The organism is Kitasatospora setae KM-6054, from assembly GCF_000269985.1.
Lineage (GTDB): Bacteria > Actinomycetota > Actinomycetes > Streptomycetales > Streptomycetaceae > Kitasatospora > Kitasatospora setae.
In genome coordinates this window covers 585,297-598,266 of the sequence record NC_016109.1, presented here as the reverse complement: position 1 = coordinate 598,266, position 12,970 = coordinate 585,297, and the positions used below count along the sequence as shown (strand labels likewise).

Sequence of the window (12,970 nt, the reverse complement as noted above, 5' to 3'; positions counted from 1 at the left end):
GATCACGCCGGGATGAAAACCGCCGACCGGGGGAGACGGCTGCCATGACGAGGACGAAGAGACGGGCGCCGCTGCTCGGCGCGCTGGCCGCGGCGACCGTCCAGGGGCTGCTGCTGTTCGCGATGGGCGTGCTGGTCACCCACCCGCCGGGCGGGTGGTGGGACCCGCGCGAGGAGACGCTGGTCCGCCGGCTGGCCGAGCACCGCACCCCGGCGCTGACCACCCTCAGCTCCTGGCTGTCGGGGCTCGCGTTCACCCCGGCGATCGTGGCCGTCACCGCGGCCGCCGCCGCCCTGCTGCTGCTCCGGCGCCGCCCGCGCCCCGCCGCGCTGCTCGCCGGCGCGGTGGCCCTGCAGGCGACGCTGTTCGTGACGGCCGCCCACCTGGTGGGCCGGGCCCGCCCGGACGTCCTCCGGCTGGACGGCGCGCTGCCCACCTCCAGCTTCCCCTCCGGCCACGTCGGGGCGGCCACCGCCCTGTACGGCGGCCTGGGCCTGCTCGCGCTGCGCGCGCCGCGCGGACGGTGGCGGGTGCCGCTGTGCGCACTGGCCTGGACGGTGCCGGTGCTGGTCGCGGCCAGCCGGCTGTACCGGGGCATGCACCACCCCAGCGACGTGCTGGCCGGCGCGCTGAACGGCGCCGCCGCCCTCTGGGTGGTCTGGCGCGCGCTGCCCCCGCGCGCACCCCGCACCCCCGCCCGCCACCCGGCCAGGACCGACGCGCCAGCCCGCGCCGACGCGCCGCCGACCGCGCTGGTCTACAACCCGCTCGCCGTCGACGACGCCCTGCTTGAACGGCTCTCCGCCGTCCTCGTCGCCCACGGCCACCGGCCCCCCAGCCGCCTCCCCGGCGACCCGGACGACTGCGGCCGGGCCGCCGCCGAACGCGCCCTCGCCGACGGCGCCCGGCTGGTCGCCGCCTGCGGCGGCGACGGCACCGTCACCGCCTGCGCCGAGGCCCTGGCCGGCACCGGCGCCACCCTCGCGGTCGTCCCCTGCGGCACCGGCAACCTGCTGGCCCGCAACCTCGGCCTGCCCGTCGAACCGGTGGCCGCGCTCGCCGCCGCCCTGGACGGCCGCACCCGCCGGATCGACCTGATCCGCGCCGAAGGCGACGGCCTGCCCGCCCGGGCCGCCGCCACGATGGCCGGGATGGGGCTGGACGCCGCCGTGATGGCCGACACCGCCCCCGCCCTCAAACGCCGCCTCGGCTGGCCCGCGTACCTGCTGGCCGCCGTCCGCCACCTCGCCGACCGGCGCTTCGCCGTGACCGTCCGGGTGGACGACGCCCCGCCGCTGCGCCGCCGGGTGCGGACGGCCGTCGTCGGCAACGTCGGCCGCCTCCAGGGCGGGGTGCGGCTGCTGCCCGCCGCCAGGCCCGACGACGGGGTGCTCGACCTGGTCCTGATCGGGCCGCACGGGTTCCTCGGCTGGTGGCGGACACTGCTCTCGCTCCTCACCGGCAAACCCCCGGCGGGCCCGGACGCCCCGTTGGAGCACCACCGCGGCCACCGCATCGAACTGACCGCCACCCGCCCCCGCCCCCGCGAGTGCGACGGCGACCCGGTCGGCCCGGGCCGGACCCTGGTCCTCACCGCCCGCCCGGCGGCCCTGCTGGTCCGCGTCCCCGGCCCCGCCGGGCCGGAACCGGCTGCCGGTGCGCGGACGGCCGGGACGGAACCCGCCGCCGGTGCGCGGACGGCCCGGACGGAGGCGGCCTGATGGGGACCGCGAGCCGGGTCAGGCCCGGGTCCGAGCACCTGTCCGCCGACGAGGCGGTGGGCACCCTGCGGCGGCGGGAGTGGTGGGCACTGGCCCGGGACGCCTTCGTCAGGTTCCGGTACGCCGACGGGTTCAGCCACGCCCGCGCGCTGGCGTTCCAGGTGGTGCTGGCACTGGTGCCGTTCACGATCGCGGTGGTCGGCCTGGCCGGCTCGCTGCACGGCGGCCCGGTCGGGAGGCTGGTCGCGGCCGTGATCGAGCGGATGGTGCCGGAACCCAGCTCCGACCTGGTGCGGGAGGTGCTCGACCGGGGCCGGGAGCACACCGGCGGCACCTTCGCGCTCTGGTTCGGCGCCCTGTTCGCGCTCGCGAACCTGGTCACCGCGATGTCCCAGATCGAACGCGGGGCCAACCGCATCTACGGCATCGAACGGGACCGGCCGTTCGACCGCAAGTACGGGCGCAGCCTGCTGATGGCGGCGGGCGCCGGACTGCCGCTCGGGGCCGGCTTCCTGGTGCTGGTCGCCGGGCCGCAGCTCGCCGCGGCCGCCGACGAGGTGTTCGGGCTGGGCCCGCGCACCGCCACGGCCTGGACCCTGCTCCGCTGGCCGGTCGGCGTGCTGCTCACCCTGACCTCGGCGGCCGTGATCTTCCGGCGGGCCCCGCGCCGCCGCCAACCCGGCTACAGCTGGCTGGCGTTCGGCGCCGGCCTCTACCTGGTGCTGTGGCTGGCGGCGACCTGGCTGCTGAGCCTCTACCTCCGCCTGAGCGGTTCGTTCGACGCCGTGTACGGCCCGCTCAGCGCCGTGTTCTCGCTGCTGGTGTGGGCCTACCTGACCGCGATCGCGCTGTTCCTCGGCCTGTCCTTCGCGGCCCAGCTGGAGGCCGTCCGGACGGCCCGGCCCGGTCCGATCCGGCCCGATCCGCTGGCCCCGTCCGAGCAAGGCTCCGAGCAGGGCTCCGAGCACGAGTCCGAGCAGGGCTCCGAGCCGGGGGAGGAGGACCGATGACCCGCCGCCACCTCACCCGTCCGCGTGCCGCCGACCCGCGCGCCGCCGACCTGCGCCTGGGCGAGCGCCTGCTCGCCGCCGTCGCCGCGTTCGCGGTGGCCGCGGTGCCGGCCGCGCTGCTGCTGGTGCTGGTCGAGGCCAACTGGGCGCCGCTGCACCGGCTCGACGCCGGGGCCGCCCGGCGGCTGCACGCGGTGGTGCGCGAGCACCCGGCCGTGCTGGCGGTGCTGCGCGTCCTCAGCGACCGGGTCTGGGACCCGACGACGATGCGGCTGCTGGTCGCGGCGGCCGTCGCCTGGCTGCTGTGGCGGCGGGCCTGGCGGCTGGCGGTGTGGGCGGCCGCCACGGTGACCGCCTCCGGGCTGCTCGGCTGGGCGGTGAAGGCGGCCGTCGCCCGGGCCCGGCCCGCGCTGCCCGACCCGGTCGCGCACGCTCCCGGGTTCTCCTTCCCGTCCGGGCACGCGATGACGGCGGCGACCTGCGCCGCGGTGCTGCTGCTGGCGGCCTCCCCGGCGCTGCGGCCGGCGTGGCGCCTGGCGGCCCGGACGGTGGCCGGGCTGAGCGTGCTGGGCGTCGGGTTCACCCGGGTCGCGCTGGGCGTGCACTGGGTCAGCGACGTGCTGGGCGGCTGGCTGCTGGGTCTCGCCCTGGTGGCCGCCACCGCGCGGGCGTTCGAGGGCTGGCGGCGCGACACCGGGCGTCCCGTCCCGCCGCCGTTCGCGGACGGCCTGGAGCCCGAGCTGGCCCCGGGCGGACCGGCCCGCCCGGAGGGGTAGGCGGGGTCAGCCGTCCGGGCGCAGCGCGCCGAGGGCGGCGTCGACGCTCTCGTGCCGGGGCAGCAGCCGGTCCAGGCCGGTCATCGCGAGCAGCCGCCCGACGTCGGGGGTGGTGCCGACCAGGGCGAGCGAGGTGCCGGCGGCCCTGGTGCGGCGGAACGCGAAGATCAGCTCGGCGACGCCGAGGGAGTCGCAGAACCTCAGCAGCGTGAGGTCCAGCACCAGCGGCAGCGCCTCGGCGGTCCGCTCCACGGCGCGGTGCAGGCGCGGCGCGGTGTGGTAGTCCAGCTCGCCCGCGAGCACGACGACGGTCGCCCCCACGGGATGGCGGCGGACGTCGATGGTCAGGTCGTACTCGGGCACGGGAGCTCCGTACGGTGCGGGGGGCGGGCTCGGCGGTCGGCGCGGATCGGCGCGGGGCGGGGCGGTGCGGTGCGGTGCGGTGCGGGCCGACGCGGGCCGGGTCGGGGGCGGGTCAGTCCAGGCGGGCGATCAGCAGCGCGATGTCGTCGGTCTGCGCCCGGGCGAACGCGGACAGCAGCAGGTCGCCCGCCCGGTCCAGCTCCGGCGGGGCGTCGGCGAAGGCGTCCCGCAGGGTGTCCAGTCCGGTCTGGAGGTGTTCGCCGGGCACCTCGATCAGACCGTCGGTGACCAGCAGCAGGGTGCTGCCGGGCGGTACCGGGTACTCGGTGGTCGGCGGCTGCGGCACGTTCAGGCCGAGCAGGATGCCGTGCTCGCTCAGGTAGCGGGCGGAGCCGTCCGGGAGCCGGAGCAGCGGCGGCAGGTGCCCGGCGTTGGCGATCCGGACGCTGCGCCGGTCCGGGGCGATCAGCACCAGGCAGACCGTCGCGGTCAGGCCGGGGCGCAGCCGGGTGAGCAGGGTGTCCAGCCGGTGCAGCAGGGTCTGCGGGTCGTGGCCCTCGATCGCGTAGGCGCGCAGCGCGTGCCGCAGCTCGCCCATCGCCATCGCGGCCTCCAGCGAGTGGCCGGCCACGTCGCCGATCGCCAGCAGCAGCCCGTCCGGGGTGTCGATGGCCTCGTAGAAGTCCCCGCCGATCTCACTGCGGGCCGAGGCCGGCTCGTACCGCACGGCGAGCTCGACGCCGGGGACGGCGGGCAGCCGGCCGGGCAGGAAGCTGCGCTGCAGGGTGAGGGCGAGGGCGTGCTCCTCGGCCTGGCTGCGCTGCGCCTCCAGGGCGAGCGCGGCGGCCTGGGTGAGCTGGGGGAGCAGGTCGCGTTCGTCCGGGGCGGCGAGCGCGTCCCCGTCGACGACCACCGCCAGCGGGGGCCGACCGGGTTTGGTGCGGGCCGTCACCACGGCGACCGGCCCGGTCGGCAGCCCGGTGCCGGCCAGCCCGTGGTCGGCCAGCACGGCGCTCCACGCCTCGGCGTCCAGCAGGGCGGTGCCGGCGCCGGTGGCGTCGCCCAGGGTGTGGTGGGCGAGCAGGTCGAGCAGGACCGGCGGGGCTTCGAACAGGCGGACCTCCGGGCCGTCCGGGAGGCCCGGGTCGTGGTGGGCGAGGTGCAGGGTGTCGCGGTCCGGGCCGAGGGCGATCGCGGTGGCCCGGGCGGCGCCCAGCCGGACCGCGCCCAGCGCGGCCGAGCCGGCCAGCGCGTCCGGGTCGGTGGCCCCGTACAGCGCGAGCGTGCTGCGGTGCAGGGCGGCGACCCGGGCGGCCAGCCGTTCGGCGCGCCGGCGGGCCCGGGTGTAGCGCAGCACCGCGGTGACGGTGGCCTGGAGCTCCGCCGGGTCTATCGGCTCGGTCAGGTAGGCGTCCGCGCCGCGGTGCAGGCCCTGGGTGCGGTCGCTGGCCTCGATCGCGGTGGCGGAGATGTGGACGACGGGCAGCGCCGCGGTGCGCGGGGCGCCCTTGATCCGCTCGCACACCTCGAAGCCCGTCATGTCCGGCAGGCTGATGTCCACCACGGCCAGTTCGGGCAGCTCGGTGGCGGGCGAGCGCTCCAGCAGCGCCAGTGCCTGCGCGCCGTCGACCGCCTCGACGACGGTGTGCCCGGAGCGGCGCAGCCAACTGCCCACGACGTACCGGGTGGTGTCGTTGTCGTCGAGCACCAGGACGGTCGCCGGTCCGGCGTCGGGGCTGGTGGGGGTCACGATCCGTCCTCGGGCGGGAGCGGCCGCCGGGGCACGGCGGGACGCGGGGCGGACAGGGCGGCGGCGATCCGGCCGCCGTCCAGGGCGGACTTGGGCAGCACGGCGCGGGCGTGCGACAGCCGGCCGAGCTCGGCGGCGGACAGCGAGGCCGAGGTCAGGACGACCACCGGCAGCTGCCGCAGCGCGGGGTCGGCCCGCAGCCCGGCCAGCACCTGGTAGCCGTCGACCGGGCCGAGGTGCAGGTCCAGGACCACCCCGTCCGGCCGGGCCGCGCGGATCGCGCCGAGCGCGCCCGCGCCGTCCGGGACCTCCAGCACCCGGTCGGCGATCCCGTGCAGCACCGGGCGCAGCACCTCCCGGAACACCGGGTCGTCGTCGACCGCCACCAGCAGCGCGAGCCGCGCCCCGGCCGGCGGCACGGGGTGCACGGGCAGCCGGACGGTGATCGAGGTGCCCCGGCCCGGCACGCTGTCCAGGTGCAGCGTCCCGCCGAGGATCTCGGTCAGCCGGCGGGCGTACGGCAGGCCGAGGCCGGTACCGCGGCGGCCCCGCTGGTGCGGGCCCCGCACCTGGTAGAACTCCTCGAAGACCCGCTCGTGCTGGTCGGCCGGGATGCCGACGCCGGTGTCGGAGACGGTCAGCACCAGGTCCGGCGCGCCGTCCGGGTGCGGCTCGACCACGGCGTCCAGCCGCACCGAGCCGTGCTCGGTGAACTTCAGCGCGTTCGACAGCAGGTTGCGCAGCACCCGCACCAGCATCGTCTCGTCGCCCAGCAGCGCCTCCGTCCCGTCCGGCGCCGGGCCGATCCGCAGCGCGACGCCGGGGCGGGCCAGGCCGCGCAGGGTGCCCTCCAGGTGGGAGAGCACGGCGCGCAGGTCCAGCGGCGCCCACTGCGGTTCCAGGGTGCCGGACTCCGCCTTCGCGACGTCCAGCAGCTCGTCCACCAGGGCCAGCAGGGTGCGGCCGGAGTCGGCGATCAGCGACAGCTGCCGGGCCCGCTCCTCGGCCGGGGCGTCGGCGTCGGTGCGCAGCAGCTCGGCCAGGCCCACCACCGCGTTGACCGGGGTGCGCAGCTCGTGGCTGACGTTCGCCCAGAACCGGCTCTTGGCCTCGCTGGCGTCGCGCAGCTGCCGGGACTTCTCGTCCAGCTCGGCGTACAGCGCGACCACGCCCCGGTTGGTCTCCTCCAGCTCCTCCGACAGCTCCGAGTACAGCGCCAGGACGCCCCGGTTGGTCTCCTCCAACTCGCTGTTCAGCCGCAGCAGTTCCTCCCGCTGGGCCCGGGTGTGCTCCAGCGCGGCGATCAGGTCCCTGGTCTGCGACCTGGAGTCCTCCCGGGCGCTGGGCCCGGTGTGGCCGGTGTGCCCGGCCAGCACGTCGCGGGCCAGCCCGGCCAGGTCCGGGAGCGTCCCGGGCACCGGCCCTATCCGCTGCTCGACCCGGACCAGGCCGCTGCCGCCGCCGTACTCGTGGTGGGTGGGCAGCAGCCGGCCGGACGCCTCCAGCGCCTCCGCGGGCAGCCGGTGGCCGCCCCGCCAGGCCAGCGTCACCCGCAGCGCGGCCGGCGGCCCCGGCACCAGGTCGAACGCGGCGGCCAGCCGGTCCGCGCCGAGCAGCCCGCGGCCGAGCTCGCTCAGTGCGGTGGCCAGCCGGACGGCGTCCTGGCCGTCCACGCCGAGCAGGTCGGCGACGGCCCGGGCGCCGCGGCGCAGCCCGAAGGTGTCCCGTTCGTTGCCCACCGGCACCGTCTCCAGGTGCACCGGAGGGACGGCCTGCTCGGTCGGCGCGGGGAACTCCGGGGCGTTCACCAGGCCCCCTTCGCGACCAGCACGCCGGCGTCGTCCCGGCGCACCCCCGCCTCGCGCAGCAGCAGCGCCGCGGCGGTGACGGGCAGGTGGGAGAACAGGCCGGGTACGTCCGGGGCCCGCCAGCGGTCGGTCAGCCCGTCCGAGTGCAGCACCACCGCGCTGCCCGGCGCGAGCTGCTGCCGGACGATGTGCGCGGTGGGCAGCTGGTGGCCGACGATGCCGGGGGAGGACGGCAGCGCCCGCCGGGTGCCGCCGACCGGGTCGACCACGAACGCGCTGACGTTGCCGACCCCGCAGAACACCAGCCGGGCCTCGGCCGGCTCGACCAGCGCGACGGCGACCGCGCCGCCGCGGCCGGAGCGCAGCGCCCGGTGCAGCTCGGCCAGCACCTCCTCGGGCCGGTGCGCGGACGTGCGGTGGAACGCGGCGACGGCCTCCGCGGCGGCCCGGGCGGCCAGCGGGCCGTGGCCCAGCCCGTCGCAGAACATCAGCAGGAACGCCCCGTCGCCCGCCCCACCGCCGCCGCGGCGGCCGTCGCCGCCGGCCGGGCCGGCCCCGGTGCTGGTGGCCTCGGTGCGGGCGGCCTCGGTGCGCGGGCCGGCGGGGGAGTGGGTCCTGGGCGCCCGGTTGGTCAGGACCGCCCAGTCCAGGTGCGCCGCCGCCACCGGGCGCCGGTCGGCGGCCGGTGGCGGCGGACCGCCCGCCGGGCGCACCGCCCACGCGTCGCCGCACAGCTCCTGGCCGCTCATCGGGCGGGTCAGGCCCGCCGCGACCGGCTCGCCCGCGGCGGCGGCCGCCCGTCCGGACGGGGTGCGGTTCCAGAACCGGGCGGCCAGCACGGTGCCCCGGCCCGGCAGCGAGTGCAGGTCGAAGGCGTCGGCGAGCCGGGAGACCGCGCCCAGGCCGATGCCCAGGGTCGGACCGGAGGAGTAGCCGTCGGCCAGCGCGGCGGGCACGTCCGCCATCCCCGGCCCGCTGTCCACGGTGAGGAACTCCAGCGCCGCCTCGGCGTCGGTGCGCACCACCCGCAGCACCATCGCGCCGTCCACGGCGTGCCGGCGCAGGTTGGTGGCGGCCTCGCTGACGGCGAGCGCCACCTCGGCGGCCCGCTCGGGCAGCAGGCCGATCCGGTGCGCGAGCTGGCGGGCCGCGTTGCGGGCGGCGGCGGGCAGCGAGTCCGAGTGGCGCAGCCACACGGTGTCCTCGCCGAGGGCGACCGCGGGGGCCGCCGGGGGGGTCACCGGGCCCACTTCGTCACCGACACCTTCGTCCCGGCGCCCGGCTCGCTGTGCAGCTCGAACTCGTCGACCAGCCGGCGCGCCCCGCTCAGGCCCAGGCCCAGGCCGCCGCCGGAGGTCCAGCCGTCGGTCAGGGCGAGGTCCAGGTCGGGGATGCCGGGCCCGCTGTCCTCGAACACGGCGTGCACGCCCACCCGCGCCCCGCTGCGCACGGTGGCGCAGCGCATCAGGCCGCCGCCGCCGTACACCAGGGTGTTGCGGGCGAGCTCGCTGGCTGCGGTGACCAGCTTCGTCTGGTCGACCAGCGACAGCCCGCACTGCTGGGCGTACGTCCGGACGGTCTGCCGGGCCCGCACCACGTCGTCGTTGGACCCGATCGGCACCCGCTGCTCGTCCTCCACCCGGGGGCCGGTCACGGCCGGCCCGTACGCGCGGTACGGTCCCGCTCCAGCAGCGCCAGGCCCTTCTCCAGGGTGAGCGCGGTGCGCACCCCGCCCAGCGAGAGGCCCAGTTCGACCAGGGTGATGGCGACCGCCGGCCGCATCCCGACGACCACCGTCTCGGCGTCCAGCATCCGCGAGATCGCCGCCGTGTTGGCCAGCATCCGGCCGACGAAGGAGTCGACGATCTCCAGCGCCGTGATGTCGATGACCACCCCGTTCGCGCCGGTGGCCACGATCCGCTCGGCCAGGTCGTCCTGGAGGTCCAGGACGACCTGGTCCTCCAGGTCGACCTGGATGGACACCAGCAGCACCTGGCCGATCTTCAGCACCGGAACGCGGTCGCTCACCGGGCACCGCCCGCGGGCGCCTGCGCGCCGCTGAGCTGCAGCACGTGGCGCAGCGCGTCGGCCAGGGTGGCCTTGGTGACGATGTCGCCGAACTGCACGCCGAGCGCGACCAGGGTCTGCGCGATCTGCGGGCGGATGCCCGAGATGGTGCACTCCGCGCCCATCAGCCGGGCCGCGACCACGGTCTTCAGCAGGTGCTGGGCGACCTCGGTGTCCACGGCGGGCACACCGGTGATGTCGATGATGGCGTGCTCGGAGCCGGAGTCCACCAGGCTCTGCAGCAGCTTCTCCATCACCACCTGGGTGCGGGCCGAGTCCAGCGTGCCGACCAGCGGCACCGCCACCACGTCCTCCCAGAGCTTGACCACCGGCGTGGACAGTTCGAGCAGCTGCTCGGCCTGCGCGCTGATGATCTCCTCCCGGGTGCGGGCGTACGCCTCGATGGTGAACAGGCCCAGCGCGTCCAGCAGCCGGGTCAGCTGCAGGTACGCCGTGATGTCCTCGGGGGTGCTGATCGACGTCGGCTCCAGCACGTCCTTGCAGGCGAACACGCTGACGGCCGTCTCGGTGGGGGTGAAACCGTACCGGGCCCGGCTGCGGGAGAGCTCCACCAGCAGGGCGCGCACCTCCGAGTACGCCTCGCCCTGCCAGTCCAGCCCGCCCTTGTCCAGCGCCTGGAGCAGCGCCTGGTAGAGGTCCGACAGCTCGCGCTCCAGTTCGGCCCGGCTGATCCGCGCGCCGAGGGCCGCCGCCACGGCGTTCACCCACTGGTCCTGCACCGCGTCGTCCCGGGTCAGCAGCTCCACGAGCCGCTCGGACGCTTGCTCCACCGCCATCAGGCGTTCTCCTCGCTGGTCGGGCCCCGTGGTCGGGGCCTCGGCCGTCGCACGACGGCGCGCGGCACCCGGCCGGTCGGCCGGGTCGCCACGCGCCGTCTGCCCCGGTCGCCGCGGCATATGCACGTCGACCGGAATCTTTTTTTCCGGGCCGGGCCCGATCGGCCCCGGCGCCCTGGTTCAGCCCTGGTTCAGCCCCGGTTCAGCCCCGGTTCTCGGCCCGGAACATCCAGCTGTGCTCCTCCAGCGCCGCAGTCACCCCGATCAGCAGGTCCTGGGTGACGGGGTCGGCATCGCCGGTCTTGGCGATCCGCTCGCGCATCCGGCCCACCACCGTCCCGAGCGCCTCCACCAGCCACTCCACCACCGCCGTGTCGGCCTGCCAGCCGGCCGGCGCCCCGGGCAGGCCGCCCGCCGCGACCGTCGCGGCCCGCCCGTCCGGGCTGACCCCGATCGCGGCGGCCCGCTCGGCCACCTGGTCGGCGTAGTCGCGGGCGGTCGCCACCACCTCGTCGAGGTGCAGGTGGACGGAGCGGAACCGGGGGCCGTACAGGTTCCAGTGCGCCTGCTTGCCGACCAGCGACAGGTCCACCAGGTCGACCAGGGCGCCCTGCAGCGCCTCCCCGGCCGTTTCGCGGTCGTGTGCGTTCAGCGGGCTGCCGTCGGCGATGTCCATCATCGGTCCTCTCCACGGACGTCGGGGCGGCCGGCGAGCGCCGGCCGCCCCTCGGCTGCCCGCCCGCGCCGGACCGAAACACCCGAAAACGCCCCAAGGCCGTCGAACGGCGCCGAAGGGGCGACGGATAACGGTTCGGCAACCCCGGCGTGGACCGCCCGGGCCCGGGTAGCCGGGCCCGCGACACACCGGCCGTCCAGGCCGCGTCCCGGGTGCGTCCCCGGCCATCGGCGCCCCGCACGAAGACAGTCAGGAAACAGGAATGGGGACCCGCATGCCCGCCGCCGTGTTCAGGTCGTTCTCGGTCACCCTCCCGGAGAGCGCCTACCCCGACACCAGGGTCGCCGCCCGGCTCCGCTTCGACCCCGCCCTCCCCTACGGGGTGGAACTGGCCTTCCCGCCGCACCGCCCGGGCGGCGAGGAGATCACCTGGCGGTTCGGCCGCGACCTGCTCGCCGAAGGCCGCCTCACCCCGGCCGGCGAAGGGGACGTCCGGGTCGCCCCGGGCCCGGACGGCCGGATCCTGATCACCCTGGGCGCCCTCGGCCCCCAGGCCGAGCGGGCCCTGATCAGCACCCCCGACACCGCGGTCGCCGCGTTCCTCGCCGAGGCGTACACCGAGGTGCCGCCCGGCACCGAGACCGCCCACCTCGACCTCGCCCCCGGCCTCGCCCGCCTGCTGGCCTGAGCCCCGCCGACCCGACAGGCCGGACGGGACCCGGTGCCGCGTCAGGCAGCCGTCGCCCGTCGCGACGCCCGGCACGCGCCCTCCTCGCCCGCCACCGGGCAGGAGGGGCCCGCCACCGGGCAGGAGCGGCCCGCTCGCCGCACCGGCCGAAAGCCCGAGTACGTCCAAGTACGAGGCCGTGGGGCCGGCACTCCCAGCCGGGCGCCCGACACCGCGCGCTGATCCGACAAGACCGACCGGACGGGACCTAGCCGGTCAGGGTGATCCGGATCCGCTTGCCGCCGCCCGGCAGCGGCTCGACCTCCCAGTGCGAGCTGACCAGTCGGACCAGCGGCCAGCCCCGGCCGCCCAGCCGGGTCGGGTCGTCCAGGTGGGCGGCGTCGCCGGACGGGCCGGCGTCGGCGGCGTCCTCGACCTCGATCGTCAACCCGGCGGCGCGGTCCGCCCGCACGGCGAACCCGGTCACCCCGCCGGCGTGCCGGATCGCGTTGGTGACCAGCTCGGTGGCGGCCAGGCAGGCGTCGCCGTGCAGGCGCCCCCCGACCGGGAAGCAGCGGGCGAGCGCCTCGGTGACGGCCGCCCGCGCCTCGGCCGCGGTACGCACCGGCGGACGCGCGGGCAGGCCGGGCCGCTGCGTCAGGTCGGTCTCGGCACCGGACATCTGAGGCCCTCGCATCGGTCGGGACGGGGCGGGGAACGCCGCCCCGGACAGTCGGCTGCCCGGACGGTGCGTTGTCACACCGGGGAGCCGGGCACGTCGCCGCGCAGCGCGGCGGCCATGTCCGGCGCGACGGGCAGGTGGCTGCCGGCGGCGGCGAGGTCGATCAGCCTGCGGACGGCCGCCCGCAGCGGCCCGGCCAGGACCAGCCGCCCGCCGTCCTCGGCCATCCGCCGCCGGGCGACGAGCAGGCCGTGCAGCACCGAGGAGTCGGCGAACGTGACCTCGGCGAAGTCCACCACCAGCAGCCGCGGACGGCGGTCGAGCGCCGCCGCCAACCGCTGCCCGAAGTCCTGGGCGTCCTCCCAGTCGAGCTCGCCCCGGGCCCGCACCGTCTCGACGTCCGCCCGACGACCCGTCCCGGCCGCACCGTGCGTGTGATCGGTCATGACGGGCATCGTAGCCCGCCCCCCCGAGCCGGGCCCCGCCCCCGCCCCCGCGCCGGACAGCCGGCCCGCCCGCCCCGGGCGGGCCGGCTCCGCGGGCGCCGGGGGAGCCACCGGGCAGCGGTAGCATGGTGGTTCGGGTGCGGCCCGCCGGACCCCTCGCGGGGCTCGCGGACCCCGCCAAACCCGCCCGCCGCCCAGTCCCCCCAC

14 protein-coding genes are annotated in these 12,970 nt (G+C 77.4%); 4 read left to right on the top strand and 10 right to left on the bottom strand.

Going from position 1 to position 12,970, the window contains the following annotated elements; translation table 11 throughout:
- Positions 1-44: 44 nt before the first annotated feature.
- The 3 genes from KSE_RS42650 to KSE_RS02490 are packed head-to-tail and all read left to right on the top strand — an operon-like array spanning position 45 to position 3,507.
- Positions 45-1,721: a phosphatase PAP2 family protein gene (locus tag KSE_RS42650; protein ID WP_014133688.1), complete on the top strand. Its 1,677-nt coding sequence runs from the start codon at positions 45-47 to the stop codon at positions 1,719-1,721.
- Complete coding sequence (locus KSE_RS02495) at positions 1,721-2,731, top strand: YihY/virulence factor BrkB family protein (RefSeq protein WP_014133687.1); 1,011 nt, start codon at positions 1,721-1,723, stop codon at positions 2,729-2,731. Before KSE_RS42650 ends, KSE_RS02495 begins: the two co-directional genes overlap by 1 nt.
- Positions 2,728-3,507 carry a phosphatase PAP2 family protein gene (locus KSE_RS02490; RefSeq protein WP_014133686.1) on the top strand — a complete coding sequence of 260 codons (780 nt, stop codon included), beginning with the start codon at positions 2,728-2,730 and terminating at the stop codon, positions 3,505-3,507. The genes KSE_RS02495 and KSE_RS02490 overlap by 4 nt, the downstream gene beginning before the upstream one ends.
- 6 nt (positions 3,508-3,513) lie before the next feature.
- Here KSE_RS02490 and KSE_RS02485 read toward each other — a convergent pair whose 3' ends face one another.
- The 8 genes from KSE_RS02485 to KSE_RS02450 form a co-directional block, all read right to left on the bottom strand.
- Positions 3,514-3,870: an anti-sigma factor antagonist gene (locus KSE_RS02485; protein WP_014133685.1), complete on the bottom strand. Its 357-nt coding sequence runs from the start codon at positions 3,868-3,870 to the stop codon at positions 3,514-3,516.
- Between the two features lie 112 nt (positions 3,871-3,982).
- Positions 3,983-5,623, bottom strand: a complete 1,641-nt coding sequence (locus KSE_RS02480; RefSeq protein WP_407927466.1) for a SpoIIE family protein phosphatase — start codon at positions 5,621-5,623, stop codon at positions 3,983-3,985.
- Positions 5,617-7,428, bottom strand: a complete 1,812-nt coding sequence (locus KSE_RS02475; protein WP_014133683.1) for a hybrid sensor histidine kinase/response regulator — start codon at positions 7,426-7,428, stop codon at positions 5,617-5,619. The genes KSE_RS02480 and KSE_RS02475 overlap by 7 nt, the downstream gene beginning before the upstream one ends.
- Positions 7,425-8,678, bottom strand: a complete 1,254-nt coding sequence (locus tag KSE_RS02470) for an ATP-binding SpoIIE family protein phosphatase (RefSeq protein WP_033259680.1) — start codon at positions 8,676-8,678, stop codon at positions 7,425-7,427. The genes KSE_RS02475 and KSE_RS02470 overlap by 4 nt, the downstream gene beginning before the upstream one ends.
- Positions 8,666-9,082: an anti-sigma regulatory factor gene (locus KSE_RS02465; protein WP_014133681.1), complete on the bottom strand. Its 417-nt coding sequence runs from the start codon at positions 9,080-9,082 to the stop codon at positions 8,666-8,668. Before KSE_RS02465 ends, KSE_RS02470 begins: the two co-directional genes overlap by 13 nt.
- Positions 9,079-9,456 (bottom strand): STAS domain-containing protein, encoded by a 378-nt coding sequence (locus KSE_RS02460; protein ID WP_014133680.1) that lies wholly within the window; start codon positions 9,454-9,456, stop codon positions 9,079-9,081. The genes KSE_RS02465 and KSE_RS02460 overlap by 4 nt, the downstream gene beginning before the upstream one ends.
- A complete protein-coding gene (locus tag KSE_RS02455) occupies positions 9,453-10,292 on the bottom strand; it encodes an STAS domain-containing protein (protein WP_014133679.1) in 840 nt (279 codons plus the stop codon). Before KSE_RS02455 ends, KSE_RS02460 begins: the two co-directional genes overlap by 4 nt.
- A gap of 202 nt (positions 10,293-10,494) precedes the next feature.
- Positions 10,495-10,971, bottom strand: a complete 477-nt coding sequence (locus KSE_RS02450; protein WP_014133678.1) for a Dps family protein — start codon at positions 10,969-10,971, stop codon at positions 10,495-10,497.
- Positions 10,972-11,230: 259 nt separating this feature from the next.
- On the opposite strand from KSE_RS02450, the gene KSE_RS02445 reads away from it, so the two are divergent.
- Positions 11,231-11,656: an SsgA family sporulation/cell division regulator gene (locus KSE_RS02445; RefSeq protein ID WP_051055090.1), complete on the top strand. Its 426-nt coding sequence runs from the start codon at positions 11,231-11,233 to the stop codon at positions 11,654-11,656.
- Positions 11,657-11,903: 247 nt separating this feature from the next.
- On the opposite strand, the gene KSE_RS02440 is transcribed toward KSE_RS02445, so the two are convergent.
- Both KSE_RS02440 and KSE_RS02435 read right to left on the bottom strand, forming a co-directional pair.
- On the bottom strand, positions 11,904-12,317 hold the full coding sequence (locus KSE_RS02440; protein WP_014133676.1) for an ATP-binding protein: 414 nt from the start codon (positions 12,315-12,317) through the stop codon (positions 11,904-11,906).
- A gap of 74 nt (positions 12,318-12,391) precedes the next feature.
- A complete protein-coding gene (locus KSE_RS02435; protein ID WP_063747488.1) occupies positions 12,392-12,763 on the bottom strand; it encodes an STAS domain-containing protein in 372 nt (123 codons plus the stop codon).
- Positions 12,764-12,970 lie beyond the last annotated feature (207 nt).

What these genes read in the sequence shown, in the direction of transcription:
- KSE_RS02435 (WP_063747488.1), bottom strand. Translation starts at nt 12,763, where the DNA reads ATGACCGATCACACGCACGGTGCGGCCGGGACGGGTCGTCGGGCGGAC.
- KSE_RS02440 (WP_014133676.1), bottom strand. Translation starts at nt 12,317, where the DNA reads ATGTCCGGTGCCGAGACCGACCTGACGCAGCGGCCCGGCCTGCCCGCG.
- KSE_RS42650 (WP_014133688.1), top strand. Translation starts at nt 45, where the DNA reads ATGACGAGGACGAAGAGACGGGCGCCGCTGCTCGGCGCGCTGGCCGCG.
- KSE_RS02490 (WP_014133686.1), top strand. Translation starts at nt 2,728, where the DNA reads ATGACCCGCCGCCACCTCACCCGTCCGCGTGCCGCCGACCCGCGCGCC.
- KSE_RS02450 (WP_014133678.1), bottom strand. Translation starts at nt 10,971, where the DNA reads ATGATGGACATCGCCGACGGCAGCCCGCTGAACGCACACGACCGCGAA.
- KSE_RS02445 (WP_051055090.1), top strand. Translation starts at nt 11,231, where the DNA reads ATGGGGACCCGCATGCCCGCCGCCGTGTTCAGGTCGTTCTCGGTCACC.
- KSE_RS02495 (WP_014133687.1), top strand. Translation starts at nt 1,721, where the DNA reads ATGGGGACCGCGAGCCGGGTCAGGCCCGGGTCCGAGCACCTGTCCGCC.
- KSE_RS02455 (WP_014133679.1), bottom strand. Translation starts at nt 10,292, where the DNA reads ATGGCGGTGGAGCAAGCGTCCGAGCGGCTCGTGGAGCTGCTGACCCGG.